The following is a 24130-nucleotide window of genomic DNA, read 5'->3' as shown; positions in this document are numbered from 1 at the left end:
ATGGCGCCCCGGCCCGTTCGTCGTTCTCGGTATGTACGCGCGTCGTCAGCGACGACGGTGCTCACGTGTCGTCAGCGACGACGGTGCTCGTATGTCGTCAGCGACGACGGAGTTCCGGCTGCAACGGCACGTGCTTCAGGCCACCCCAGGCCAGCGCCACGGTGGTGTCCACGGCGTCCTCCTTGGGGATCGGGCGCGCGGCATCGAGCCAGTAGCGTGCCGTGAACTGGCTCGTTCCGACCAGGCCGACCGCGAGGATGCGGGCCCGGTACGGATCGAGGCCCGAATCGTGGCTCACGAGGTCGAAGACGGCGTCGACGCACGCCTCGGTGGCCTGCTCGACACGCCGCGACACCTGCGGCTCGCCCATGAGGTCCGACTCGAAGACGAGTCGGAATCCCTGGCTGTCGTTGTCGACGAAATCGAAGAAGGCCTGCACCGCGGCGCGCACACGCTGGCGGTTGTCGGTCGTGGACCGCAGGGCCTGGCGGACGCCGTTGATGAGGGTGTCCACATAGTTCTGCAGCACGGCGCAGTAGAGCTCGAGCTTGCCAGGGAAGTGCTGGTACAGCACCGGCTTGCTCACTCCCGCGCATTCGGCGATCTCGTCCATGCCGGCAGAGTGGTAACCGCGTGTGACGAAGACCTCGCTGGCAGCCTCGAGCAACTGTGCACGACGTTCGTCACGCGGCATCCGGGCGCCCCGCTTGCCGTTGTTACCCCGGCCGGATGCTCGTTCGGTGACTTCGGTCATGCTTGCTCCCAATCTGCACTACTCCGACAGTGGCCTGTGCCACCTCGGCGCTCCTCGTCTTTGCAGGTTACAGGTGAACCTGCATATCGAACGGACCGGCCTACCGACCAGTATCCGTTCCCGGTGCACGGATAGGGCGCGCGTTCGGCGCTTCGGATATCGAAATGGTCTCGATATGACATCCTGACATCCGTGATCGAGCGTGGAGGAGTGCGCGAGAGCAGGGGTCCGCAGGGCTCCTCGCCGACAGATCCTTCCCCGACGCTGTCCGGTTCGTCCCGGTCGCGAGGAACGGAACGAACCGAGCCGGGGCGTAGGTCGCACCAGCCTCTGCGCGCCGTGTGGGACCCGGTGGGACGGTCGGACCGACCGCCTCGCCGACCGCGACCCGAGCGCGACGTCCGTAAACAGACCCGCGTGGGCAGATTCGTCGCCACCTACGGCTGGCGCGCCTACGCCGTTCCGATCCTCGCCGTCGTGACCCTGATCGTGCTGTGGGACGCCGCGCGTGGCGCCGGAGCGGAGGAGCCCGCCGACCCGATCGTCGCGAGCGAGGTCACCGAGATCATCGTCGAGGCCCCGCAACCCGAGGGAACCTTCCCCGAGTCGCTCGAGTCCGGTGCGCTGCCGGAGGGCGGCCCGTTCACGGAGGTCGGTGCGCGGGAGTGGCGGGTCGTGCCCGGCACCACGGGGCAGGTCGGCGCGGGGCAGACCCGTGTGTTCACCTACACGGTGGAACTCGAGGAGGGCATCGACACCACCGGCTACGGCGGCGACGCGGCCTTCGCGACGATGGTCGACCGGACCCTCGCCGACCCGCGCAGCTGGATCGGCGACGAGGCGGTCGCCTTCCGTCGGATCGACACCGGCGAGCCGGACTTCCGGATCTCCCTCACCTCGCAGATGACCATCCGCGAAGGATGCGGTTACGACATCCCGCTCGAGGGATCGTGCTTCAACCCCTCCATGGAGCGGGTGTTCCTCAACGAAGCGCGGTGGGTGCGCGGGGCCGTCGCTTTCCAGGGCGACATCGGGTCGTACCGCCAGTACGTTGTCAACCACGAGGTCGGCCACGCCATCGGCCTGGCGCAACACGATGCCTGCACCACCGACGGCGGCCTCGCGCCGATCATGATGCAGCAGACCTTCGGTACCGCCAACGACGACATCGCGCGCCTGGACCCGGGCGGCACGGTCCCCGCCGACGGGGCGCGATGCCGGTTCAACCCGTGGCCGTACCCGCGGGCGTAGGCGCCGGTCGGGGTCGACGGGCCGGACGGGGATTGCAGCAACGAATGGCACCATGGACGGTGACGCAGGACGCATCGCGACAGGAGAACCCGTGACCGCAACGACACCGTCGACGCGCCGATCCCTTCCGCCGTTGGTGGAACCCGGCCCGGAGCTCGGTCACGAGGAGGTCGCGCGGTACAGCCGTCACCTGATCATCCCGAATGTCGGGGTCACCGGTCAGCGACGGCTGAAGAACGCGCGGGTGCTGTGCATCGGTGCCGGCGGGCTCGGTTCGCCCGCACTGCTGTATCTCGCGGCGGCGGGCGTCGGCACGATCGGCATCGTCGAGTTCGACGACGTGGAGACGTCGAACCTGCAGCGTCAGGTGATCCACGGCCGTTCCGACGTCGGACGGTCCAAGGGGGAGAGCGCCCGCGACAGCATCCTGGCCATCAACGACGGCGTCACCGTGCGCCTGCACGAGACGCGGCTGGAGTCGGGCAACGCCGTGCAGCTGTTCGAGCAGTACGACCTGATCCTCGACGGCACCGACAACTTCGCGACCCGCTATCTCGTCAACGACGCCGCCGTCCTCGCCGGCAAGCCGTACGTGTGGGGCTCGATCTTCCGGTTCGAGGGCCAGGTATCGGTGTTCTGGGAGGACGCCCCCGACGGGCGCGGCCTGAACTACCGAGACCTCTACCCCGAGGCCCCGCCGCCGGGGATGGTTCCCTCGTGCGCCGAGGGTGGTGTGCTCGGTGTCCTGCCCGGCACGATCGGCACCGTCATGGCCACCGAGGCGATCAAGCTCATCACGGGGATCGGTGAGCCGTTGCTCGGCCGCCTCATGATCTACGACGCGCTCGCGATGTCGTTCCGCACGGTGACCCTGCGCCGCGATCCGGGACGGGTGCCGGTCACCGAACTGGTCGACTACGAGGCCTTCTGCGGGATCGTTCCCGATGCCGCCGCGTCGGCGCGATCGGCCGTCACCCCCACCGAACTGCGCCGCATGCTCGACGAGGGCCGCGACCTCGCGCTGATCGACGTGCGCGAACCCGTCGAATGGGAGATCGTCCGTATCGACGGTGCCCGGCTCGTCCCGAAGGACCGCATCCTCTCCGGTGAGGCCCTCGCCGACCTGCCGCAGAACACCCCGATCGTGCTGTACTGCAAGACGGGCATCCGCTCGGCCGAGGCGCTCGAAGTGCTTGCGCGCGCCGGATTCTCGGATGCGACACATCTGCATGGTGGCGTGATCGCGTGGGCGCAGCAGGTCGACACCTCGTTACCGGTCTACTGACGGTGACCTCGTTGTGACCTGAAACAGCGGAGTGCCTTCCCGATCCGGGCGGTTTGCGGAGGTAGGTTGAGCGTCGTGAGCTCACCCGAACCGCCTCAGCACGTGTGCTCCACATTCGGTCTCCGTGATGTCGAACCGGTCCCGCTCGGACCCGACTGGGACGGAGGCTTCCGGTGTGGGGACGTCGTGCTGTCCCGAGTCGCCGATCACGCCCGCGCGGCCTGGTCCGCCAAAGTGCGGGAGACCCTGACCGTCGACGGCGTGCGGCTGGCCCGCCCGGTGCGGTCCACCGACGGTCGCTACGTGGTCTCCGGATGGCGCGCCGACACCTACATCGTCGGCACGTCCGAGCCCCGGCACGACGAAGTGGTCTCGCTGTCGCTGCGGCTGCACACCGCCACCGCGCAGCTCGAACGTCCCCGTTTCCTCATGCAGCCACCCGTCGCACCCTGGGAGGACGTCGACGTCTTCGTCGCGGCCGACCGCGCGGCCTGGGAGACCGTGCCCCTGCGCAGCGCCCGCGCGGCGGGGGCGCCCGAGACGGTGACCCCCGACGGCCGCAAGAGTCTCGACCTGATCAACCAGCTCGCGACCTTCCGCAAGCCCGTGCACCTGCCCGATCAGCTCGTCCACGGCGACCTGTTCGGCACGGTCCTGTTCGCCGGGCGTGCGGCGCCCGGCCTGACCGACATCACTCCCTATTGGCGTCCGGCCTCGTGGGCAGCCGCCGTCGCCGTCGTCGACGCGCTGTCGTGGGGCGGGGCCGACGAAGGACTCATCGGCCGCTGGGAGGATCTGCCGGAATGGCCGCAGATGCTGCTGCGCGCGGTGATCTTCCGGCTGGCCGTGCACGCGCTGCACCCGCGCTCGACCGAGGACGCCTTCCCGGGCCTGGCGCACACCGCCGACCTCGTGCGGTTCCTCCTGTAACACCTCACAGGGCGGCCGGGGCCGGGGTGAGCAACTCTTGACGCGACGGTCACCGCGGGCAGCACCGTAGCAACACCCGTTTCCTACCTTTGGGATCAACACGGACCCGAGGAGGAACGGCGATGACGACCTTCATCGAAAATGAAAGTCTCAGAGACAAATTCGGACGCAACCACAACATCGATCGGTGGGACGCCGAGGATGTGGAGGCGTGGGAGGCCGGCGGTAAGCAGGTCGCCAAGCGCAACCTGATCTGGTCGGTGATCGCCGAACACGTCGGCTTCTCCGTCTGGTCGATCTGGTCGGTCATGGTGCTGTTCATGCCCACCGAGGTGTACGGCATCGACGCCGCCGGCAAGTTCTTCCTGGTTGCGGTCCCCACACTCGTCGGCGCGATCCTCCGCATTCCCTACACCGTCGCCACCGCCCGCTTCGGTGGCCGTAACTGGACCATCTTCAGCGCCCTGGTACTGCTGATCCCCACCATCGGTGCGCTGTACCTGATGCTGAACCCGGGCCACTCCTACACCACGTTCATGCTGGTCGCGGCGCTCGCCGGCGTCGGCGGCGGAAACTTCGCGTCGTCGATGACCAACATCAACGCCTTCTACCCGCAGCGCCTGAAGGGCTGGGCCCTCGGACTCAACGCCGGTGGCGGAAACATCGGTGTCCCGGCCGTCCAGCTGATCGGCCTGCTCGTCATCGCCACCGTCGGTAACACCGAGCCCTGGATCGTGTGCGCGGTCTACCTGGTCCTGTGCGCCGTCGCCGCGCTCGGCGCCGCACTGTTCATGGACAACCTCCGTGACCAGAAGGCCGACCTGCGGGCCATGGGCACCGCACTGAAGTTCCGCGACTCGTGGATCATCTCCTTCCTCTACATCGGCACCTTCGGTTCGTTCATCGGCTTCAGCTTCGCCTTCGGGCAGGTCCTGCAGATCAACTTCCTCGCCGGCGGCGACACCCCCGCCCAGGCCGCCCTGCACGCCGCGCAGATCGCCTTCATCGGCCCGCTCCTCGGATCCATCTCGCGCCCGCTCGGCGGAAAGCTCGCCGACCGCATCGGCGGCGGGAAGATCACCCTCTACACCTTCGTCGCGATGGCCCTGGCCGCCGCGGTGCTCATCGTCGCCGGCACCCTCGACGACCGCACCACCGGCGCCGCGACCGGCGGCGTACTGACCGCCATGGTGCTCGGCTTCATCGCCCTGTTCCTGCTCTCCGGGCTCGGCAACGGCTCGGTCTACAAGATGATCCCGTCCATCTTCGAGGCCCGTGCGCAGGATCTCGACGAACTGGATCGCGACGAGAAGGCCGCCTGGTCGCGCAGCATGTCCGGTGCCCTCATCGGCTTCGCCGGTGCCATCGGCGGACTCGGCGGCGTCGGCATCAACCTGGTCTTCCGTGCCTCCTACGGCGGCGAGGCGCAGTCAGCGACGATGGCCTTCTGGGTCTTCGCGGTCTTCTACCTCGTGTGCATCGCGGTCACCTGGTTCGTCTTCCTCCGCCGCCCCCACACCACCCCCACGAGCGAGCCGTCCACCGAGGCTCCCGCCCCGGCCCGCGTCGCAGTCTGACCGATCCCCGGCACGAAGAAAGAGAACATCATGAGCCGCAAGAACGTCGTCGTCGTCGGACACGGAATGGTCGCCCACCGCTTCGTCGAAGCCCTTCGCGTCCGCGACGAGCAGAACAGCTGGTCGGTGACCGTGCTCGGCGAGGAGGCCGACGCCGCCTACGACCGCGTGGGACTGTCGTCCTACGTCGGAGCCTGGGACCGCAAGGAACTCGCCCTCGCCGGAAACGACTACGCAGCAGACGATCTCGTCGACCTGCGTGTCGGCACCCGCGCCGTGGGAATCGACCGCGCGGCCCGCACCGTCACCACCGCCGGCGGCGACGTTCTGCCTTACGACAGCCTCGTCCTCGCGACCGGCTCGTACCCCTTCGTGCCCCCGGTGCCCGGCCACGACCTGCCCGGCTGCTTCGTCTACCGCACGCTCGACGATCTCGACGGTATCCGCGCCGCCGCCGAACGCGCCAAGGCCGCCGGCCTCGCCGGCATCGTCATCGGTGGTGGCCTGCTCGGACTCGAGGCCGCCAACGCGCTGCGCCTGCTGGGCGTGACCCCGCACGTCGTCGAGTACAGCAACCGGCTCATGCCCGCCCAGGTCGACGAGGGCGGCGGCCGTGTCCTCGACCGTCTCGTCACCGACCTCGGCCTCGTCACCCACACCGGTGTGGGCACCGAGAAGATCGAGGCCGGATCTGAGGCGCTCCAGGTGACCCTGTCCGACGGCTCCGTCCTCGAGGCCGGGCTCGTGATCTTCTCCGCCGGCATCCGTCCCCAGGACGAACTCGCCCGCGAGGCCGGACTCGAACTCGGCGGCCGCGGCGGTGTGCTCACCGACCGCACCTGCCGGAGCACCTCGGACGAGGCCGTCTACGCCATCGGTGAATGCGCAGCCGTCGAGGGCACCTGCTACGGACTCGTCGCCCCCGGCTACAGCACCGCCGAGGTCGTCGCCGACCGGCTCGTCGGCGGCACCGCCGAGTTCCCCGGCGCCGACCTGTCCACCAAGCTCAAGCTGCTCGGCGTGGACGTCGCGAGCTTCGGCGACGCCCACGCGACGACGCCCGGCGCCCTCGAGGTCGTGCTGTCCGACTCCGCGAAGGGCACCTACGCCAAGCTCGTCGTCTCCGACGACGCGAAGACCCTGCTCGGTGGCATCCTCGTCGGCGACGCCTCCGCCTACGGCACGCTGCGACCGCTGGTGGGCCGCGAACTGCCGGGTGATCCGGCCACGCTGATCTCCCCGGTGGGGGAGAAGCCGGGCGCCGGCGCGCTGCCCGACGACGCCGAGGTGTGCTCGTGCAACGGTGTCACCAAGGGCGCGATCTGCGGCGCGATCTCCGAGGGCGCCTGCGACATCGCGCAGATCAAGTCGTGCACGAGTGCCGGTACCACCTGCGGCGGCTGCCTCCCGAGTATCAAGCAGCTGCTCGCGCAGTCGGGTGTGCAGATGTCGAAGGCTCTGTGCGAGCACTTCGAGCAGTCGCGGGCCGAGCTGTTCGAGATCGTCCAGGCCACCGGCATCCGCACCTTCTCCGCGCTCATCGCGCAGTACGGAACCGGACACGGCTGTGACATCTGCAAGCCGGTGGTCGCCTCGATCCTCGCGTCCACCGACTCCGACCACATCCTGCACCCGAAGCAGGCCGGTCTGCAGGACACGAACGACCACTTCCTCGCCAACATCCAGAAGAACGGCACCTACTCGGTCGTGCCGCGCATGCCCGGTGGCGAGTGCACCCCCGAGCAGCTCATCGTGATCGGTGAGGTGGCACGCGATTTCGGTCTCTACGTGAAGATGACCGGCGGTCAGCGCGTCGACCTGTTCGGTGCCCGCGTCGAACAGCTCCCGCAGATCTGGAAGCGTCTCGTCGACGCCGGCATGGAATCCGGCCAGGCATACGGCAAGTCGCTGCGCACCGTCAAGAGCTGCGTCGGTTCCACCTGGTGCCGCTACGGCGTGCAGGACTCGGTCGGAATGGCCGTCGCCCTCGAATTGCGTTACCGCGGACTGCGATCGCCCCACAAGCTGAAGATGGGTGTGTCGGGTTGCGCCCGTGAATGCGCCGAAGCCCGCGGCAAGGACGTCGGTGTCATCGCGACGGAGAACGGCTGGAACCTGTACGTGTGCGGCAACGGCGGCCAGTCGCCCAAGCACGCACAGCTCCTCGCCGGCGGCCTCGACGACGAGACCCTCGTCCGCTACATCGACCGGTTCCTGATGTTCTACATCCGTACCGCCGACCGGCTCCAGCGCACCGCTCCGTGGCTCGACGCACTCGAGGGTGGTCTCGAGCACCTCAAGGAGGTCGTGTGCGACGATGCGCTCGGGATCGCCGACGATCTCGAGGCCGCGATGGCCAAGCACGTCGAGGGCTACAAGGACGAGTGGGCCGGCGTCCTCGAGGATCCGGAGAAGCTGGCGCGGTTCGTCTCGTTCGTCAACGCGCCCGAGCAGCCCGACCCCACCGTCCGCTTCGACGACAGCGGCCCCCGCAAGGTCCCCGTCCTCGTGGGTATGCCGGGCATCGGACCCGGAACCGGGGCGTGACCACCGCTTACCCCGAGGGAACGAGCGGGTAACGCGCTCGAAACACCGGGCACCCAAACTTCAGGACAGCAGTTTCAAGGAGGACAGCGATGACCGTCATCGAGACGCATACCGTAGGGGGATCGACGCGCGACAGCGTGTTCGACGGGCGACTGGAATGGACCTCGGCCTGTCCGCTCAGCCATCTCATCCCGGGCCGCGGCGTGGCCGTGCTGCTGCGCGGCGGCGAGCAGGTGGCCCTGTTCCTGCTCGACGACGGAACGCTGCGCGCAGTGGGCAACTTCGATCCGTTCGGCCGCGCCGCGGTGATGTCCCGCGGCATCGTGGGCGACCGAGGCGGAGAACCCACCGTGGCGTCGCCGCTGCTCAAGCAGGTCTTCTCCCTCGACGACGGCCGATGCCTCGACGATCCGTCGGTGCGTCTGCCCGTCTACGAGGTGCGCGTGTGGGCGGGAGTCGTCCAGATCCACAGCCTCGTCCCGCGCGACCAGCGGCACGAGGGTCCGACCGGAGAGGGTTCGTGAGCGACGACACCGCGCCGTTGCGGGGATTCACCATCGGCGTGACGGCGGCTCGACGCGCCGACGAGTTCGCCACGCTCCTCACCAGGCGCGGGGCCGAGGTCGTGCACGCCCCCGCCATCCGCATCATCCCGCTGTCCGACGACGACGAACTCGAGCGCGTCACGCGCTGCATCGTCGCGCAGCCCCCGGACATCACGATCGCCACCACGGCGATCGGATTCCGCGGGTGGATGGGTGCAGCGGAGGGCTGGGGACTCGCCGACGACCTCGCGCAGGCACTCGGCTCGAGCCGGATCCTCGCCCGTGGCCCGAAGGTCACGGGCGCGATCCGGGCCGCCGAACTCCGCGAGGAGTGGTCTCCTTCCTCGGAATCGTCCGCCGAGGTGCTCGAACTTCTGCTGAAGGAGGGGGTCGCCGGCCGCCGCATCGCGGTGCAGTTGCACGGCGAGCGCACCGAATGGGAGCCCGGGACCGACGTGTGCGAGGCGCTGCGCGCTGCGGGCGCCGACGTCGTGCCCGTCCCGGTCTACCGCTGGACGGCCCCCGAGGATCTCACCGCGCTCGACCGGATGATCGAGCAGATCGTGGAACGCGGACTCGACGCCGTGAGCTTCACCAGTGCACCGGCCGTCGCGTCCATGCTCATGCGGGCCAAGGAGACCGGCTGGCTCGAACCGATGCTCCGGTCGCTGCGGACCGGCGTCACCGCGGTGTGCGTCGGTCCCGTCACCGCGGCACCGCTCACCGAACTCGACGTACCCGTCAGCATGCCCACCCGATCCCGGCTGGGTTCGCTGGCCCGGCACATCGCCGAGGAACTGCCCCGGCGGGCCGTGCGCATCGAGGCCGGCGGTCACGTACTCAGCCCGCGAGGGCGCTGCGTGATCGTCGACGGCACCGTGCGGTGCCTTCCCCCTGCCGGGATGGCCCTGATGCGCACACTCGTCGCGCGCGCCGGTCTCGTCGTCTCCCGCGAGGAACTCCTCGCGGCCCTGCCCGGTGGTGGCGGCGACACCCACGCCGTCGAAACCGCGGTCGCCCGGGTGCGCTCGGCTCTCGGCGCACCGGCGATCGTGCAGACCGTCGTCAAGCGCGGCTACCGCCTCGCCGTCGACCCGGAAGGAATGCATCCATGACCGGTACACACACCGACCCGGCATTGCTGCTCGTCGCGCACGGCACCCGCAATCCGCGCGGTGTCGACATGATCGCGGCGCTCGCCGATGCCGTCTCCTCCCGCGTCGGCCCCACCCGCGTCGCCTTCGTCGACGTCCTCGGACCGTCGCCCTCGGAGGTCCTGCGCGACACCGACCGCCCGACCGTGCTCGTCCCCGCCTTCCTCGCCTCCGGCTATCACGTGCACACCGACGTTCCGCGCGAGGTCGCCGCCGGCGGGAACGACGCGGTGACGATCACCCCCGCGCTCGGTCCCGACCCTGCTCTCGCCCGTGTTCTCGTCGAGCGGCTGCGGCAGGCCGGCTGGGTCGAGGGCGACGACGTCGTTCTCGCGGCCGCCGGGTCGTCCGACCCTCGCGCCCGCCACGACGTCCATGTGACGGCCCGCATGGTCTCGTCGCTCGTGCGGACCCCGGTGCGCGTCGGATGGATCGCCACCGGAGAACCGCGGGTCGCGACCCTCGTGGACGAGGTCCGTGCAGGCGGCGCACGACGGGTGTTCGTCGCGTCGTATCTTCTCGCCGACGGTCTGTTCCACCGCCGCCTGGCGGAGGTCGGCGCCGACGGTGTCGCCGCGCCGATCGGTGTCGCCGAATCCGTCGTCGACCTCGTGGTCCGGCGCTACCGTTCCGCCGTCGACGCGTTGCGCCCCGCTCCTGTGGGAGCGGCTCGCCACCGCGCCTGAATCAGCTGGGAAGCGGCAACAATTCGACGCGGTCGCCGTCCACCGCTCCCGGCGGCACCACGGCGATCGCGCTGCGTCCGATGAGGCCGGCGAGATGCGCCGTACGAATCGTGTTGTCGCACAGCCACCGTCCCTGCACGTCCTGGCGGGCGGGCAGCAACCGCGTGATGTCGCCGACGACCTCCGAGGCGTTCGCCAGCGGAGCGGTCACGGGAATCGTCGGGGTACGGAGGGTACGGCCGTCGGCGATCGCAGGCAGCATCACCAGCAGGGTCGACACCGCCGCCACCGGATTCCCGGGCAGTCCCAACACGGCACGGCCGTCCGGCAGCGTCGCCGCGACCTGCGATCCGCCGGGCTTGCACCGCACCCGTTCGACGACCACCTGCGCGCCGGCCCGCGTCAGCGCACCGCGCAACTGATCGGCGGCGCCACCACCCGTCGCACCCACGATGACGATCGCATCGGCATCGGTGCCCGTGAACAACGCGTCGAATCCGTCCGCGGTGTCGCGGAGATGTCCTTCACCGACCACCGTGGCGCCGCACCAACGGACGAGGTCGGGGAGTACCGGACCCAGTGAGTCGCGCGTCTGCCCCTCGCGCAGAGGGCCGGTGCGGCGGATCTCGTCGCCGGTGAGCACGATGTGCACCCGCAGGGGGCCGCGCACCCGAAGCTCGGCGACCTCACCGCTGGCGGCCGCGGAGACGACCGCCGGGCTCACGGCGGTGCCCGCCCCGGCGAGGACCGTCCCGGACTCCCAGTCCTCCCCGCGGCGACGCGCGTCGTCGCGCACGGGGGCATCGGGCAGGCGGGTGACGAGACCGCTCTCCACGCGGACGAACTCGTCGCGCACGACGGCGGTCGCGCCGGCCGGCAGGTGGGCGCCCGTCGCGATCCGGGCGGCTTCCCCGTCGCCGAGCGTGAGCGAGCCACCGTCACCCGCATAGCGGATCTCGTTGCGCAACAACCACGGTCCGCCGCCGGCCACCGCGTAGCCGTCCATGGCCGAAGTGCGGACACGGGGCAACGCCTCCGCCGCGACGAGTGGCGCCGCCAACGTGGCGCCCCGCGCTTCCTCGACCGGAACGGTGCGGGAAGGTAAGGGTGACAACGCTTCGCGCAGAATCCTGCGTGCATGGTCGGGATCGGTGGCCACACGGGCGGTTGCGGATCCGGCGCGCGCCGCCTCCAGATCGGCCGGGGTGTCACAGTCGGTCGCCTCGGACACCGCGACGGTGACGTACCGCTCGGGCAACAACGCCTTCATGGGCCGGTTCGCGACGTCCCCACCGAGAGAGTCCAGACGCGCGGCCAGCGCCGGTGTCCGCCACGCCGCGAGCAGGAACTGCACCCGTCCGGTGTCGTCCACCGCGAAGGCGGCCTCGGCCGCCGCATCCTCGTTCAGGGCCTCGAGCAGGGCCGCGACGGTCTTCGGTGTGACGAACGGAAGGTCGGCGGCGAGAGTGACCACGAGATCGGCGACCGGATCCGCCGCTGCCAACGCGGCAACCGGACCCGCGCCGGGCGGTGTCTCCTGGATCTGCAGCACGTGCGGGGCGAGATCGTCACGGTGCGGACCCACCACCGTGACCCGCGCGCATCCCTCGACCGCGCCGAGGGCGGTATCCAGCATCCTGCGGCCGCCGACGGTCAGAGCGGGCTTGTCGACGCCTCCCATGCGGGTCGCGCGGCCTCCCGCGACGATCACGGCTTCGACGTGAGTGAGCGTGCTCATGTCTTCATGCTGCCTCATCCGTCCCGCTCGTGATCGCCTGAGTACGGCGGGAAACGGTGCCGCGCACGGGCCAGATCGATCCGGTCGCCGGAGATCGGGACGCCCTCGAGTTCGAGGCGGGCGAGTTGCCGGCGTGCGAGGTGCGCGGCCGGTCGTCCGGAGGCCGGGACCACGCGGTGCCACGGCAGGTCGGCGGAATCGGTCCGCATGATCCAGCCGACGGTGCGCGCACTGGACAGGCCCGCCGCGCCGGCGATGTCGCCGTAGGTCACGACCCGCCCCGCGGGCACGGAGGCGACGAGTTCGCGAACCCGCTCGATCTGCTCGTCCGTGGTGACCACCGGCTACACCATCCGGGCCACGAGTTCGGCGGTCTCGGCGGGACGCGCCTGGTCGATCATGTGGTCGCAGTCGAATTCGAGCAGGGTCAGGTCGTCTCCGAGCCGCTCCGCGAGATCGCGACGGAAGTCCGCTGTGGTGTACGGGGGCTGCACCTTCCCGGCTTGCACGAAGGTCGTCGGGATACCGGCCGGGGGCAGGACGGGTTCGCGGGCCAGCTCGCCCCACGAGGTCACCAGCGCCGGTACACAGATCCGCCAGTTGACGCGCCCCGAGTCGAGTTCGACGAGGTGCTCGGCGATCTCCTCGTCGAGGAGCTCGGGTGCCACCTCGCCCCAGTCGCCGTGGACCTTCTCGGACCGCGCCTCGGCCTCGTCCGTGTAGTCGGGATTGTGGAGCGTGAGGTCGGCGATCTCGAGCATCCGGTCGGCCGGGAGGCCGATCGCCGGATCGAGGAGCACCAGCGCCCGCACCCTGTCGGGCACCGCGGCAGCGAGATGCAGCGCGAGGGCACCACCGAAGGAGTGGCCCACCACGGTGACGGGACCGGTGGTGTGCGCGTCCAGCACGGCCGTCAGATCGGCGACGTGCGCCTCGAACGACCACGGGGGAGTCCACGGCGACCGCCCGTGACCCCGCAGGTCCGGGGCGACGAACCGCAGGTGGGGCAGGTGTCGTTCGGCGAGGTTGCGCCAGCGTCGGCCGTGACCGGTGAGTCCGTGCAGGGCGAGGACCTCCGGTCCCTCGTCGGGCCCGAACAGATGGGTGTGCAGAAGCTCCGTGGCACTCACGCCGACCACTATCCCAGTCGTGACCTCGCGGTGTGCTCCCGGACGTTGTCGTACCCGTCTGGTGGGATGGGGTCATGCTCGACGTCGATACCGGCACTCCCGACCTGCACCCACCACGGGCGCAGGTCACCGATCTGCCCGCCACCGTCTCGCGCATGTCCGAACCGCAGATCCCCGATCGGGTCCGGCGCCCGGCCGCGCGTCTCGTGCGCAGGTCGGCCGAGGCGCCGGTGGCCCGCGAGTGGCCCGACGACGTGCGCGTGCTGTTCGACGACGCTCCGCCCTCCCTCCGCTGGCGGCCGTGGCAGGTCCTCGGCGGTCCCGGCACGGGCAAGACGTCCCTGCTGGTCGACCTCGCGGTCCACCGCATCGCCTCCGGCGCCGATCCCGAGTCGGTGCTGATCCTCACGCATTCGCGGCGGGCCGCCACCGCCGTGCGCGAGGCGATCACGGCCGGTCTGATCGCCCTCGGCGACGGCGCCGTGCCCCGCGCCACACGTGAGCCGCTCGTCCGTACCGTCCACTCCTATGCCTTCGCGGTGCTGCGGTTGCAGGCCTCGGCGCACGGCAATCCGCCGCCCCGTCTGATCACCGGCGCCGAACAGGATGCCGTGCTGCGCGAACTGCTGCGCGGCGACATCGACGACGGCGCTGGGATGTGGCCCGAGCGGTTGCGTCCGGCACTGGGCATGACGGGCTTCGCCGTCGAACTGCGCGACCTGATGTTGCGCGCGAACGAGCGCGGTCTCGGCCCGGAGGATCTGGTGGCGCTCGGGGAGCGCCGAAATCGGCCCGAATGGGTCGCGGCCGGGCGTTTCGCGGAGCGCTACGAGCAGGTGATGCTGCTTCGCGGTGCCGTCGGTCTCGAAGCTCCGGAGGCCACCGCTCCGGCACTCGACGCGGCCGAGTTGGTCGGCGCGGCGCTCGCGGCGTTCGCGACCGATCCCGATCTGCTGGCCGCCGAGCGCGGCCGGATCCGCCACCTGCTCGTCGACGACGCCCAGCATCTCGATCCGCAGGCCGCCGACCTGGTCCGCGTGATCGGTACCGGCACCCGCACCAGCACGATCGCCGGCGACCCCGATCAGGCCGTCTTCGGCTTCCGCGGCGCCGACACCTCCTTCCTCGAGAGCCTCGGCGAGGCCGACGGATCGCGTCGGATCGTGTTGGGTATCAATCATCGTGCCGCTCCCGAGGTGGCATCCCTCGCCGACGGCATCGCCCGCAGACTGCCGGGCCTGCCGCCGCACCGGGGTATGGCCGGGCACCGCGTAGAGGAGGGCGATCCGGGGCAGGTCCGGGTGGCGGTGTGTTCGTCGCAGGCCAAGGAGGCGGCCCTGGTCGCCGACACCCTGCGCCGGTCCCATCTCGTCGACGGTGTGCCGTGGTCGCGCATGGCGATCGTCGTCCGGTCCGTGCCGCGGGTACTCGCGCCGCTGCGCCGCGCGCTGCTCTCGGCGGGCGTCCCGATGACGACCGCCGCCTCCGAACTCCCGTTGGCCCGTCAGCACAGCGTCGCGGGACTGCTCCTCGTGCTGCGCGCGGTGTCCGACAGCGGCTTCGGAGGCGACGAAGCGCTCGCTCTGCTGTCCGGGCCCATCGGCGGTGCCGAACCGGTCGCGCTGCGGAGACTTCGGCGTGGCCTGCGGCGTGTCGAGCTCGCGTCGGGCAACGACCGCGACTCCGCCGAACTCCTGCGCATCCTGCTCACCGAGGGCGACGACACCGCCGAGAACACGCATCTGATCCGCGGGCTGACCGACGTCGAGGCCGCACCGCTGAAGAAGGTGCTCGGTGTGCTGCGCAAGGCCCGCTCGGCGGCGCTGCGAGGGGGCGGCCTCGAGGACGTGCTGTGGGAGGCATGGCAGGCCACCGGACTCGAACGTCGATGGGCCGCCGCGTCGGCCTGGGGCGGGCCGATCGGTGCGCAGGCCGACCGCGATCTCGACGGGGTCGTGGCCCTGTTCGACGCCGCCGCCGACTACGTCGACCGTCTGCCCCGCGCACACATCGCAGGGTTCGTCGACTACCTCACCGAGCAGGAGATCCCTGCCACGTCCCGCACCCGTGTCGCCGCCGAATCCGAAGCGGTCACGGTCGTCAGCGCGCACTCCGCCGCCGGCCGCGAGTGGGACGTCGTGGTGGTCGCCGGTGTCCAGGAAGGCCTGTGGCCGAGCCTGCGGGCGCGTGGCACCCTGCTCGGCATCGAGGCCCTGATCGACGCCGTCTCCGGCGTCGACGGGGGAGACGAGGCCGGCGCACGGCTCTCCCGCACCGCGCCGCTGCTCGCCGAGGAGCGGCGCCTGTTCCTCGTGGCGTGCAGTCGCGCCCGCACCCACCTTCTGGTGACCGCCGTCGATTCGGTGAGCGGCGACAGCGAACTGGTCCGGTCCCGTTTCGTCGACGAACTGCGCGGTGTCGGCACCGACGACCTCGATGCGTCCGACGACCTCCTGGCCGAACCGGTGCCCGACGAGGTCCGCACCCGCGTGCTGGCCCTGCCCGCCCTCGTCGCCGAACTGCGCAGCGTGGTGTGCGATCCCGAGATCGCCGAGACCGAACCCGAACGGCAGCAGCGCGCCGCCCAGCAACTCGCGCGGCTCGCGCGCGCCGGGGTGCGCGGCGCCCACCCCGACGACTGGTACGGCACGGCCGATCCCAGCACCGCCGACCCGCTGTGGGATCCCGACGACGACGCGGTGCGATTGTCGCCGTCCACGGTCGAACAGCTCACGACCTGCCCGCTGCGGTGGATGTTCGAGCGCCACGGCGGATCCGACGGCGAGAACAGCCACGCCGTCACCGGCACGCTCGTACACACCCTCGTCCAGGCGCTCGCCGGGCGGATCCCACCCGACCGCATCGATCAAGCCCTCGAAAAGGCGTGGGACTCGGTCGATCTGGGCGCCGAATGGTACGCCCGCCGCGAGCTCGAACGCACCCGCCGCATGCTCGACACCTTCTCGACGTGGCTGCAGGGCACGCGCGGAGAGCTCACCGAGATCGGCGTCGAGGTCAAGGTCGACGGCATCCTCGAACCCGATGCCGACGACCGGCCCCGCGTGCGGCTCCGCGGTCGCATCGACCGGCTCGAACGCGACGCAGACGGTCGTCCGGTCGTCATCGACGTCAAGACCGCGAAGAACCCGGTGTCGAAGGACGCCGCGCGCGATCATGCCCAGCTCGCCGCCTATCAGGTGGCCGCGGCGGCCGGCGCGATCGAGGGCGAACCGGCGTCGCAGCCCGGCGGTGCGCGCCTGGTCTTCGTGGCGAAGCCGCACAACAAGGAAGGCGCGACGCAGCGTGTGCAGCCGCCCCTCGACGAGGACGGTCTCGCGCAGTGGCGGGAGATCATCCACGACGCGGCGGCCGCGACCCGCGGTCCCCGCTTCGTCGCGAGGGTCAACGACGGGTGCCGGCACTGCCCGGTGCTGTCGAGCTGCCCGGCACACGACGAAGGCAGGCAGGTGACAGGGGAATGAGTGCACCACGGGTGAGCGCGAAGCGCCTCGCGGAGGCACTGGGGCAGTTGCCGCCGACGACCGAGCAGGCCGCCGTCATCGAGGCCCCGCCCGGCCCGATGCTGGTCGTCGCCGGGGCCGGTGCCGGCAAGACCGAGACCATGGCCGCGCGGGTGGTGTGGCTCGTCGCCAACGGTCTCGTCGAACCCGAGCAGGTGCTGGGCCTGACCTTCACCCGCAAGGCCGCGCAGCAGCTCACGGCCCGCATCCGGGCGCGCCTGGCCAAGCTCGCCGGATCGGCGCTCCTGCGCGACCTCGATCCGAGCGGCGGGTTGCGCGCGCGGATCCTCGGCAGCGAACCCGAGGTGAGCACGTACCACGCATACGCCGGTCGCCTGCTCACCGAGCACGGTCTGCTGCTGCCCATCGAACCGTCGGCGACGCTGCTGTCCGAGACCGAGCTGTGGCAGGTCGCGCACCGCGTGGTCAGCTCGTGGGACGGCGAACTCGACACCGACCGCAATCCCGCATCGGTGACCGAGGCCGTGCTCGCCCTGTCCGGTCAGCTCGCCGAGCACCTCGTCGAGCCCGATCTGCTGCGCGACGCCCACGTCGAACTCGAACAGCTCGTGCACACCCTCCCGCCCGGCCCGGGGCAGCGCGGAGCACCGTCGAAGACCCTGCTCGGCTACCTCGAGACCCAGCACGCGCGGTTGCAGTTGCTTCCGCTCGTCGAACGGCTGTCCGAGACGTTGCGTCGCGAAGGCGCCCTCGACTTCGGCAGCCAGATGTCGCTCGCCGCGCGCGTCGCCCGCGACCACCGCGAAGTGGGAGCCGGTGAGCGGGAACGATTCCGGGCCGTGCTGCTGGACGAGTACCAGGACACCGGCCACGCCCAGCGTGTGCTGCTCGCCGCCCTGTTCGGCGGTGGCGCCGATCCCGGCCTCGCGGTCACCGCGGTCGGCGATCCCATGCAGTCCATCTACGGTTGGCGCGGCGCGTCGGCCGCCAACCTGCCGCGGTTCGCGACCGACTTCCCGGCGGCCGACGGCAAACCGGCACCCACCCGCGAACTGCTCACCAGCTGGCGCAATCCGCCGCAGGCCCTCGAACTGGCGAACGTCTCGTCCGAACCGCTGCGCGATCGCGGGGTGTCGGTCAGCCGGTTGCGTCCCCGACCCGACGCGACCGCCGGCGACGTCCGGCTCGCGCTGCACTCCGACGTCGCGGTCGAACGCGAGTGGGTCGCCGACCGGATCGCCGCCGAGTACGCCGCCGCACGCGAGGCCGGACGCACACCGCCGACCGCTGCGGTCCTCGTCCGACGCAACGCCGACGCCGCTCCGATCGCCGAGGCGCTGCGCGCCCGCGACCTTCCGGTCGAGGTCGTCGGCATCGGCGGGTTGCTGCACACGCCCGAAGTCGCCGACGTGCTCGCGATGCTGCGCCTCGCGGCGGACCCGCTGGCCGGGAGCGCGGCTGTGCGGGTGCTCACCGGCGCTCGTTGGCAGCTCGGTGCCGCCGACCTGAAGGCACTGTGGGAGCGTGCCCAGGAACTGGCCATCGCGGGACGCTGGGGTGTCGCCGGTGCGGTGACCGATCCCGACGCGCTCGAGGACGCCCTCGATTCGGCGTTGCCCGGTGAATATGCCGACCAGGCCGGTCTCGCGGATGCGATCTCCGATCCCGGCGACAGCAGCCGCTATTCGAAGTTCGGCTACGCGCGCATCGTCGCGCTCGGCCGCGAGCTGACCTCCCTGCGTGAGCGTCTCGGCCAGCCGCTCACCGAACTCGTCGCCGAGGTCGAGCGTGTGCTCGGTATCGGCATCGAGACCGAGGCCCGCGTGGGCAGCCGACGCGGTGTCGCCGGCCGCGAGCATCTCGATGCCTTCGCCTCGGTCGTCGCGTCCTACGCGGGGCGGACCAACGCGACCCTGCCCGGTCTGCTGTCCTACCTCGCGGCGGCGGAGGAGATCGAGCAGGGGCTCGCGCCCGGTGAGGTGGAAGTCGACCCCGATCGGGTGCAGGTCCTCACCGTCCACTCCGCGAAAGGCCTCGAATGGGAGGTCGTCGCCGTCCCGCATGTCGCTGCCGGGGTCTTCCCGTCGTCCACCGCCGCCGCGACCTGGCTCGGTTCGACGACCGAACTTCCCCCGCATCTGCGGGGCGACCGGGTGCTGCCCGACGACGATCCGGGCAGCACCGACGGTGTGCCCGTGCTCGAGCTCGACGACCTCTCCGATCGCAAGATGCTCGAGCGGGCCATCGACTCCCACAAGGACGCGCTCAAGCGTCGCAAGCTCGATGAGGACCGCCGGCTGTTCTACGTCGCCCTCACCCGCACCGAACGAACACTGTTCGTCTCCGCCCACCACTGGGCCGACACCGGATCCGAACCGAAGGGGCCCTCGCCGTTCCTCGAGGAACTGCACGAGATCGTCACGGCTCGGCCCGAACTCGGTGCGATCGACCACTGGGCTCCGGAACCCGAACCGGACCAGGAGAACCCGCTCACGGCATCACCGCGCAGCGCGCTGTGGCCGCGCGACCCGCTCGGCGCCCGGCGCACCGACGTCGAACACGGCGCGGCACTGGTCCTCGCCGAGTTCGACCGGACCGACCTCCCGACCGAATACGACGACGATCCCGACGAGTGGGCCACCGACGTCGATGCGCTTCTGGCCGAACGCGAACAGCGCGCCGAGCAGAGCGCCGAGGTGGTGCTGCCCGCACAGCTGTCCGTCAGCCAGCTCGTCGATCTCGCCACCGATCCCGACGCCCTCGCCGCGCGTCTGCGTCGTCCGTTGCCGTTCCGGCCCAATCCGCTCGCGCGTCGCGGCACCGCCTTCCATGCGTGGCTCGAGCGCCGATTCGGCGCGACGCGTCTGCTCGACCTCGACGAGCTTCCCGGTGCCGACGACGAGGACGGCGACGATTCGCACTTCGACCGGCTCCAGGAGGCATTCCTGCGGTCGAAGTGGGCGTCGCGCAACCCCGTCGAGGTCGAGGTGCCGTTCGAAACGGCTCTCGGCGGCACCGTGATCCGCGGTCGCATCGACGCGGTCTTCGAGGATCCGGACGGAGGCTGGACGGTCATCGACTGGAAGACCGGTGCCGAACCGGAAGGCGAGAAGCTCGCCGCGGTGGGTGTGCAGCTCGCCGCCTACAGGCTCGCCTGGGCCCAGTTGATGGCAGCGCGGACCGAGCGGCTCACCGGCCGACCGGCCGAACTGCCGCTGCACAAGGTCCGGGCGGCCTTCCACTACGTCCGCACCGGACGCACCGTCGCACCCGAGGAACTGCCGAATGCGGCGATGCTCGAACGCCTCGTGCTCGAGGCAGGAAATCTGCGGGGGCGTGCCGAGGGCGAGTGACGCGGACTCAGGGGCGCTGCCCCACACCGGTGGCCACCTCGTGTGCCCGGCGTCCGGCGGTGTCGGGCGCCAGGGGAGCGGTGGGCATCCCGGCTCCCTCGCGGAGACCCGACAGGAATTCCTCGAGGATCTCGGGCGGCGAATACCGCGGTTCCCAGCCCAGTTCGGTGCGGGCGCGGGTGCTGTCGAGCAGCGGAAGTTGCAACACGGTGTCGAGCAGGCCGGGGGAGGCCGGAACGAGATGCGCGTGCCATGCCGCCCGCACGGCTTCGCGGAGCGCCGCGCGCGGTACGGGGATCTTCCTAGCGGAGAACATCTCTGCCAGGAACGCGCCGTCCACGGGTGGTTCCGTGGCGAGATTGAACGCGCCGCGGACGGGCCGGATCGTCGCACGGACGAAGGCATCGGCCACGTCGCTCGTGTGCAGTACCTGGGCTCGCAGGTCCTCGACCAGCGGCATCACGGGTAGCAGGCCGCTGCGCAGCAGGTTGCCCGGGAGCAGGGGGCCGACGAACAGGCGTCGTTGCGAGGTCGCCGATTCGCGCTTGAAGATGAAGTAGGGCCGCATCCGTACGATGCGGGTCTCCGGTGCCTGCAGTTCGAGAGTGTCGAGAAAGCGTTCCAGATACGACTTCTCGCGGGGATAGGCGGCGCCCGGCCACCCGTGCGTGGGCCAGTCCTCGGTGACGCGATCCGTCGAGCGTCCGGGTGAATAGGCTGCGACCGACGACGAGTAGATCAGTGCGGGGACCTTCTCCGCGGCCGCCGCTTCGAAGACCGAGATCGCGCCGAGCACATTGTTCTCCCAGGTCACCTCCGGGCGGTGCGTGGGCTGGAACAGCCACGACAGGTGGATCACCGCGTCGGCGCCCCGCACGATCGGGCGGAAGTCGTCGGTGGTGGTGTCGGCGACCGTGAAGGTCGCCTTGGGGGACGTCCATTCCGTAGGTCGTCGCGCGACGCCGACGATCTCGGTGATGTCGGGTTCACGCCCGAGCGCCTCGACGATTCCGGTTCCCAGATTGCCGGTCGCGCCGACGACGACCACCTTCAGACCACGTGCGGTGTCCATACCGACGCATACCCGCTCGCTGTGACCTCAATCACCGCGGGTGAACAGTAGGTGGATCGTTCAGCGAACCGCGGTGCGGCGGACCTTCAGTGCCTCGGTGACGAGCGGGATCTGCAGCGGGAGCCGGGCGAGCGACACCGCCTTGGCGACGGGGGAGAGCTTCGGGCTGCGCAGCCACGTCACGGCCATCTGCACGTTGGCGGGGAAGACCGCCAGGAACAGCGCCGCGGCCAGGGAACCGCCGAGGCGCCGGGTGCGGGGCACGGCGAGCGCGCCGGCGACGGCGATCTCCGCGACCCCCGAGGCGTAGGTGTAGGTCCGGGCGTCGCCCGGCAGAGCGCGGGGCACGATGCCGTCGAACGGTTCCGGTCGCACGAAGTGCAGGACCCCCACGCCGAGAAGCAGAGTTGCCAGCCGGATCGCAGAGCGCTGCGACGCTTTCGTGGACATGCGTGCCAGACTAGCGCGCGGCGGTAGGCTGCGATCCGGTATCGAGGCGGTCCGCTCGGTGCCGCGACGGCGGAGGGCGGTCTCCGGCGCAGGTCGACAGCAGGAAGGTGGGACACCGCGATGCCCGGGAGGTTGCGTGCGCGGTTCAGCCGCTCCGATCAGCTCACCGAGCGCCCCGACTTCGCGCTCGTCGGTGTGCTGCGGGTACCGCAGGAGCAGACGAGTCCCGGCTTCGCGATCGCGCGTCGCATCGGCTACGCCTTCGCTGCGCTGATCCTCGCGGTTCTCGTGGTCTACCTCGACCGCGACGGCTACCGCGACTCGCAGGGCAGCGAACTGTCGCTGCTCGACTGCATCTACTACGCCACCGTGTCGCTCTCGACCACCGGTTACGGCGACATCACCCCCTTCACCCCCCAGGCGAGACTGATCAACATCCTGGTGATCACTCCACTGCGGGTGTTCTTCCTCATCGTGCTGGTCGGTACCACGCTCTCTGCACTGACCGAGAGTTCCCGGCAAGCATTCAAGATCCAGCGTTGGAGGCGCCGCGTGCGTAATCACACCGTCGTGATCGGCTACGGCACCAAGGGCCGTACCGCGGTCGACGCGATGCTCGGCGACGGAGTCCCGCCGTCCGAGATCGTCGTCGTCGACACAGATCCGGTCGTTCTCGAGTCCGCCGCAGGGCAGGGACTCGTGACGGTCCAGGGTTCGGCGACGAAATCCGATGTGCTCCGCCTCGCCGGAGTGCAGCACGCAGCCGCCGTGATCGTCGCCGCGAACCGTGACGACACCGCGGTACTGGTGACCCTCAGCGCCCGCGAGATCGCTCCGCGCGCGAAGATCGTCGCCGCGATCCGCGAGTCGGAGAACACCCACCTGCTGCGTCAGTCGGGAGCCGACTCGGTGGTCATCTCGTCGGAGACGGCGGGTCGCCTGCTCGGTATCGCCACGACCACGCCGAACGTCGTCGAGATGATCGAGGACCTGCTCACCCCGGAGGCTGGATTCGCCATCGCCGAACGCGATGTCGACCCCAGCGAGGTCGGGGGATCCCCGCGGCATCTCAAGGACATCGTGCTCGCCGTCGTCCGCGACGGACGGATGTGGCGGATCGGTTCGCCCGAGGTCGACGCGCTCGAAGCGAACGACAAACTGCTCTACATCCGGCTGGTGGGTTCGCCGCCGGGCGCCATGCGTGGCTAGGGTGCTGATGTGACCGGTTTCGCTCTGTCGGGTACCCCGCTGCTCTCACGTACCGTCGTCGACCGGGCGGAGGAACTGCGTTCGGACGAGGACGCCCTGCGCGCCGGCTGGGCCGACGCGAAACTCCTGCGGGTCGATCGTCGCAACCAGGTCCGTGTCTCCGACAGTGCGCTCGTGCTCGGTGAGGCGTCCGAGCTCGGTCCCGAACCGGTCGAGGGCGCGATCTTCCTGGGTATCCGCGACGGACACCACGTCTGGGCGACCCGCGTCCTGGCGCAGACGGGCACGGTGGCCGATCTGCGGCGCATCGGCGAGCGTCTCGACGATGCCGACGCCGATCTGATGGTCAGCGCGGTCGCGTTGCTGAACTGGCACGACAACGCCGGCTACAGCGCGGTCGACGGCTCGCCCACCCGGCCGACGATGTCCGGCTGGTCGCGGATCAGCACCGAGACCGGACACCAGGAGTTCCCTCGTACCGATCCGGCGATCATCTGCCTCGTACACGACGGACACGATCGGGTGCTGCTCGCGCGCCAGCCGGTGTGGCCGGAGCGGCGCTTCTCCGTTCTCGCAGGCTTCGTCGAAGCCGGTGAGTCGCTCGAATCGTGCGTGGTGCGGGAGATCCGCGAAGAGGTCGGTGTCGAGGTGCGCGACGTGCGGTATCTCGGCAGTCAGCCCTGGCCGTTCCCTCGATCGCTCATGCTCGGATTCGCGGCGATCGCCGATCCCGAGCAGGCGCTGGACTTTCGCGACGGGGAGATCATCGAGGCGCGGTGGTTCACCCGCGACGAGGTCCGTGCGGCGCTGGCAACAGGCGACTGGGCGTCCGCCGAGGACGCCCCGCTGTTGTTGCCCGGTTCGATCTCCATCGCGCGCGGGATGCTCGAAGGCTGGGCCAAGGAGTAGAAGGTCCGGAGTAGAAGGTCCGGGCACGAGAGAGGCCGGCCGCGGCGGACGCGACCGG

General features: G+C 70.5%; 18 protein-coding genes. 12 read left to right on the top strand and 6 right to left on the bottom strand.

Going from position 1 to position 24130, the window contains the following annotated elements; all coding sequences use genetic code 11:
- Nucleotides 1-97: 97 nt before the first annotated feature.
- On the bottom strand, nucleotides 98-754 hold the full coding sequence (locus tag U9J23_RS16155) for a TetR/AcrR family transcriptional regulator (protein ID WP_059382233.1): 657 nt from the start codon (nucleotides 752-754) through the stop codon (nucleotides 98-100).
- 192 nt (nucleotides 755-946) lie between these two features.
- On the opposite strand from U9J23_RS16155, the gene U9J23_RS16150 reads away from it, so the two are divergent.
- From U9J23_RS16150 to U9J23_RS16115, 8 genes are all read left to right on the top strand, one after another.
- Complete coding sequence (locus U9J23_RS16150) at nucleotides 947-2005, top strand: DUF3152 domain-containing protein (protein ID WP_370670849.1); 1059 nt, start codon at nucleotides 947-949, stop codon at nucleotides 2003-2005.
- A gap of 52 nt (nucleotides 2006-2057) precedes the next feature.
- Nucleotides 2058-3290: an adenylyltransferase/sulfurtransferase MoeZ gene (gene moeZ / locus U9J23_RS16145; protein ID WP_059382231.1), complete on the top strand. Its 1233-nt coding sequence runs from the start codon at nucleotides 2058-2060 to the stop codon at nucleotides 3288-3290.
- 75 nt (nucleotides 3291-3365) lie between these two features.
- Nucleotides 3366-4220, top strand: a complete 855-nt coding sequence (locus U9J23_RS16140; RefSeq protein ID WP_026061392.1) for a TIGR02569 family protein — start codon at nucleotides 3366-3368, stop codon at nucleotides 4218-4220.
- A 122-nt stretch (nucleotides 4221-4342) separates the two neighbouring features.
- Nucleotides 4343-5797, top strand: coding sequence for a nitrate/nitrite transporter (locus U9J23_RS16135; RefSeq protein ID WP_326598838.1), 1455 nt, complete (start codon nucleotides 4343-4345; stop codon nucleotides 5795-5797).
- Between the two features lie 30 nt (nucleotides 5798-5827).
- Nucleotides 5828-8344: a nitrite reductase large subunit NirB gene (nirB, locus tag U9J23_RS16130; protein WP_326598837.1), complete on the top strand. Its 2517-nt coding sequence runs from the start codon at nucleotides 5828-5830 to the stop codon at nucleotides 8342-8344.
- Nucleotides 8345-8433: 89 nt separating this feature from the next.
- Nucleotides 8434-8868, top strand: a complete 435-nt coding sequence (nirD, locus tag U9J23_RS16125; RefSeq protein ID WP_059382228.1) for a nitrite reductase small subunit NirD — start codon at nucleotides 8434-8436, stop codon at nucleotides 8866-8868.
- A complete protein-coding gene (locus U9J23_RS16120) occupies nucleotides 8865-10004 on the top strand; it encodes a uroporphyrinogen-III synthase (protein WP_268654030.1) in 1140 nt (379 codons plus the stop codon). Before nirD ends, U9J23_RS16120 begins: the two co-directional genes overlap by 4 nt.
- The gene (locus tag U9J23_RS16115) at nucleotides 10001-10729 is read left to right on the top strand and encodes a sirohydrochlorin chelatase (RefSeq protein ID WP_059382226.1); all 729 of its coding nucleotides are present in this window, start codon (nucleotides 10001-10003) and stop codon (nucleotides 10727-10729) included. Before U9J23_RS16120 ends, U9J23_RS16115 begins: the two co-directional genes overlap by 4 nt.
- Nucleotide 10730: 1 nt before the next feature.
- On the opposite strand, the gene U9J23_RS16110 is transcribed toward U9J23_RS16115, so the two are convergent.
- The 3 genes from U9J23_RS16110 to U9J23_RS16100 are packed head-to-tail and all read right to left on the bottom strand — an operon-like array spanning nucleotide 10731 to nucleotide 13597.
- Nucleotides 10731-12467: an NTP transferase domain-containing protein gene (locus U9J23_RS16110; protein ID WP_059382225.1), complete on the bottom strand. Its 1737-nt coding sequence runs from the start codon at nucleotides 12465-12467 to the stop codon at nucleotides 10731-10733.
- Between the two features lie 14 nt (nucleotides 12468-12481).
- Nucleotides 12482-12808 (bottom strand): MGMT family protein, encoded by a 327-nt coding sequence (locus tag U9J23_RS16105; protein WP_059382224.1) that lies wholly within the window; start codon nucleotides 12806-12808, stop codon nucleotides 12482-12484.
- A 3-nt stretch (nucleotides 12809-12811) separates the two neighbouring features.
- Nucleotides 12812-13597 carry an alpha/beta fold hydrolase gene (locus tag U9J23_RS16100; RefSeq protein WP_179161720.1) on the bottom strand — a complete coding sequence of 262 codons (786 nt, stop codon included), beginning with the start codon at nucleotides 13595-13597 and terminating at the stop codon, nucleotides 12812-12814.
- 155 nt (nucleotides 13598-13752) lie between these two features.
- On the opposite strand from U9J23_RS16100, the gene U9J23_RS16095 reads away from it, so the two are divergent.
- Together U9J23_RS16095 and U9J23_RS16090 are read left to right on the top strand one after the other, a co-directional pair.
- Nucleotides 13753-17079 carry an ATP-dependent helicase gene (locus tag U9J23_RS16095; protein ID WP_179161730.1) on the top strand — a complete coding sequence of 1109 codons (3327 nt, stop codon included), beginning with the start codon at nucleotides 13753-13755 and terminating at the stop codon, nucleotides 17077-17079.
- Entirely contained in the window at nucleotides 17076-20432 is a 3357-nt protein-coding gene (locus U9J23_RS16090) for an ATP-dependent helicase (RefSeq protein ID WP_085468504.1), read from the top strand. Before U9J23_RS16095 ends, U9J23_RS16090 begins: the two co-directional genes overlap by 4 nt.
- Before the next feature lie 7 nt (nucleotides 20433-20439).
- On the opposite strand, the gene U9J23_RS16085 is transcribed toward U9J23_RS16090, so the two are convergent.
- Together U9J23_RS16085 and U9J23_RS16080 are read right to left on the bottom strand one after the other, a co-directional pair.
- Nucleotides 20440-21504: an NAD-dependent epimerase/dehydratase family protein gene (locus U9J23_RS16085; protein ID WP_085468503.1), complete on the bottom strand. Its 1065-nt coding sequence runs from the start codon at nucleotides 21502-21504 to the stop codon at nucleotides 20440-20442.
- Nucleotides 21505-21564: 60 nt separating this feature from the next.
- On the bottom strand, nucleotides 21565-21954 hold the full coding sequence (locus U9J23_RS16080) for a DoxX family protein (protein WP_059382220.1): 390 nt from the start codon (nucleotides 21952-21954) through the stop codon (nucleotides 21565-21567).
- 120 nt (nucleotides 21955-22074) lie between these two features.
- Between U9J23_RS16080 and U9J23_RS16075 the strand changes: the two genes are divergently transcribed.
- Complete coding sequence (locus U9J23_RS16075; RefSeq protein WP_085468502.1) at nucleotides 22075-23163, top strand: potassium channel family protein; 1089 nt, start codon at nucleotides 22075-22077, stop codon at nucleotides 23161-23163.
- A 9-nt stretch (nucleotides 23164-23172) separates the two neighbouring features.
- The gene (nudC, locus tag U9J23_RS16070) at nucleotides 23173-24072 is read left to right on the top strand and encodes an NAD(+) diphosphatase (RefSeq protein ID WP_059382218.1); all 900 of its coding nucleotides are present in this window, start codon (nucleotides 23173-23175) and stop codon (nucleotides 24070-24072) included.
- Nucleotides 24073-24130: the final 58 nt, after the last annotated feature.

Origin of the sequence: Rhodococcus sp. PD04 (assembly GCF_035918275.1) — a bacterium.
GTDB classification, from domain to species: domain Bacteria; phylum Actinomycetota; class Actinomycetes; order Mycobacteriales; family Mycobacteriaceae; genus Rhodococcus; species Rhodococcus rhodochrous.
Note: the sequence above shows the minus strand (reverse complement) of the source record. Positions and strands in the feature narration are given on the sequence as shown.

Excerpts from the sequence above, each read along its gene's own strand:
- U9J23_RS16095 (WP_179161730.1), top strand. The coding sequence starts at position 13,753 with ATGTCCGAACCGCAGATCCCCGATCGGGTCCGGCGCCCGGCCGCGCGT.
- moeZ (WP_059382231.1), top strand. The coding sequence starts at position 2,058 with ATGGACGGTGACGCAGGACGCATCGCGACAGGAGAACCCGTGACCGCA.
- U9J23_RS16110 (WP_059382225.1), bottom strand. The coding sequence starts at position 12,467 with ATGAGCACGCTCACTCACGTCGAAGCCGTGATCGTCGCGGGAGGCCGC.
- U9J23_RS16085 (WP_085468503.1), bottom strand. The coding sequence starts at position 21,504 with ATGGACACCGCACGTGGTCTGAAGGTGGTCGTCGTCGGCGCGACCGGC.
- U9J23_RS16135 (WP_326598838.1), top strand. The coding sequence starts at position 4,343 with ATGACGACCTTCATCGAAAATGAAAGTCTCAGAGACAAATTCGGACGC.
- U9J23_RS16115 (WP_059382226.1), top strand. The coding sequence starts at position 10,001 with ATGACCGGTACACACACCGACCCGGCATTGCTGCTCGTCGCGCACGGC.
- nirD (WP_059382228.1), top strand. The coding sequence starts at position 8,434 with ATGACCGTCATCGAGACGCATACCGTAGGGGGATCGACGCGCGACAGC.
- U9J23_RS16155 (WP_059382233.1), bottom strand. The coding sequence starts at position 754 with ATGACCGAAGTCACCGAACGAGCATCCGGCCGGGGTAACAACGGCAAG.
- U9J23_RS16090 (WP_085468504.1), top strand. The coding sequence starts at position 17,076 with ATGAGTGCACCACGGGTGAGCGCGAAGCGCCTCGCGGAGGCACTGGGG.
- U9J23_RS16080 (WP_059382220.1), bottom strand. The coding sequence starts at position 21,954 with ATGTCCACGAAAGCGTCGCAGCGCTCTGCGATCCGGCTGGCAACTCTG.
- nirB (WP_326598837.1), top strand. The coding sequence starts at position 5,828 with ATGAGCCGCAAGAACGTCGTCGTCGTCGGACACGGAATGGTCGCCCAC.
- U9J23_RS16075 (WP_085468502.1), top strand. The coding sequence starts at position 22,075 with ATGCCCGGGAGGTTGCGTGCGCGGTTCAGCCGCTCCGATCAGCTCACC.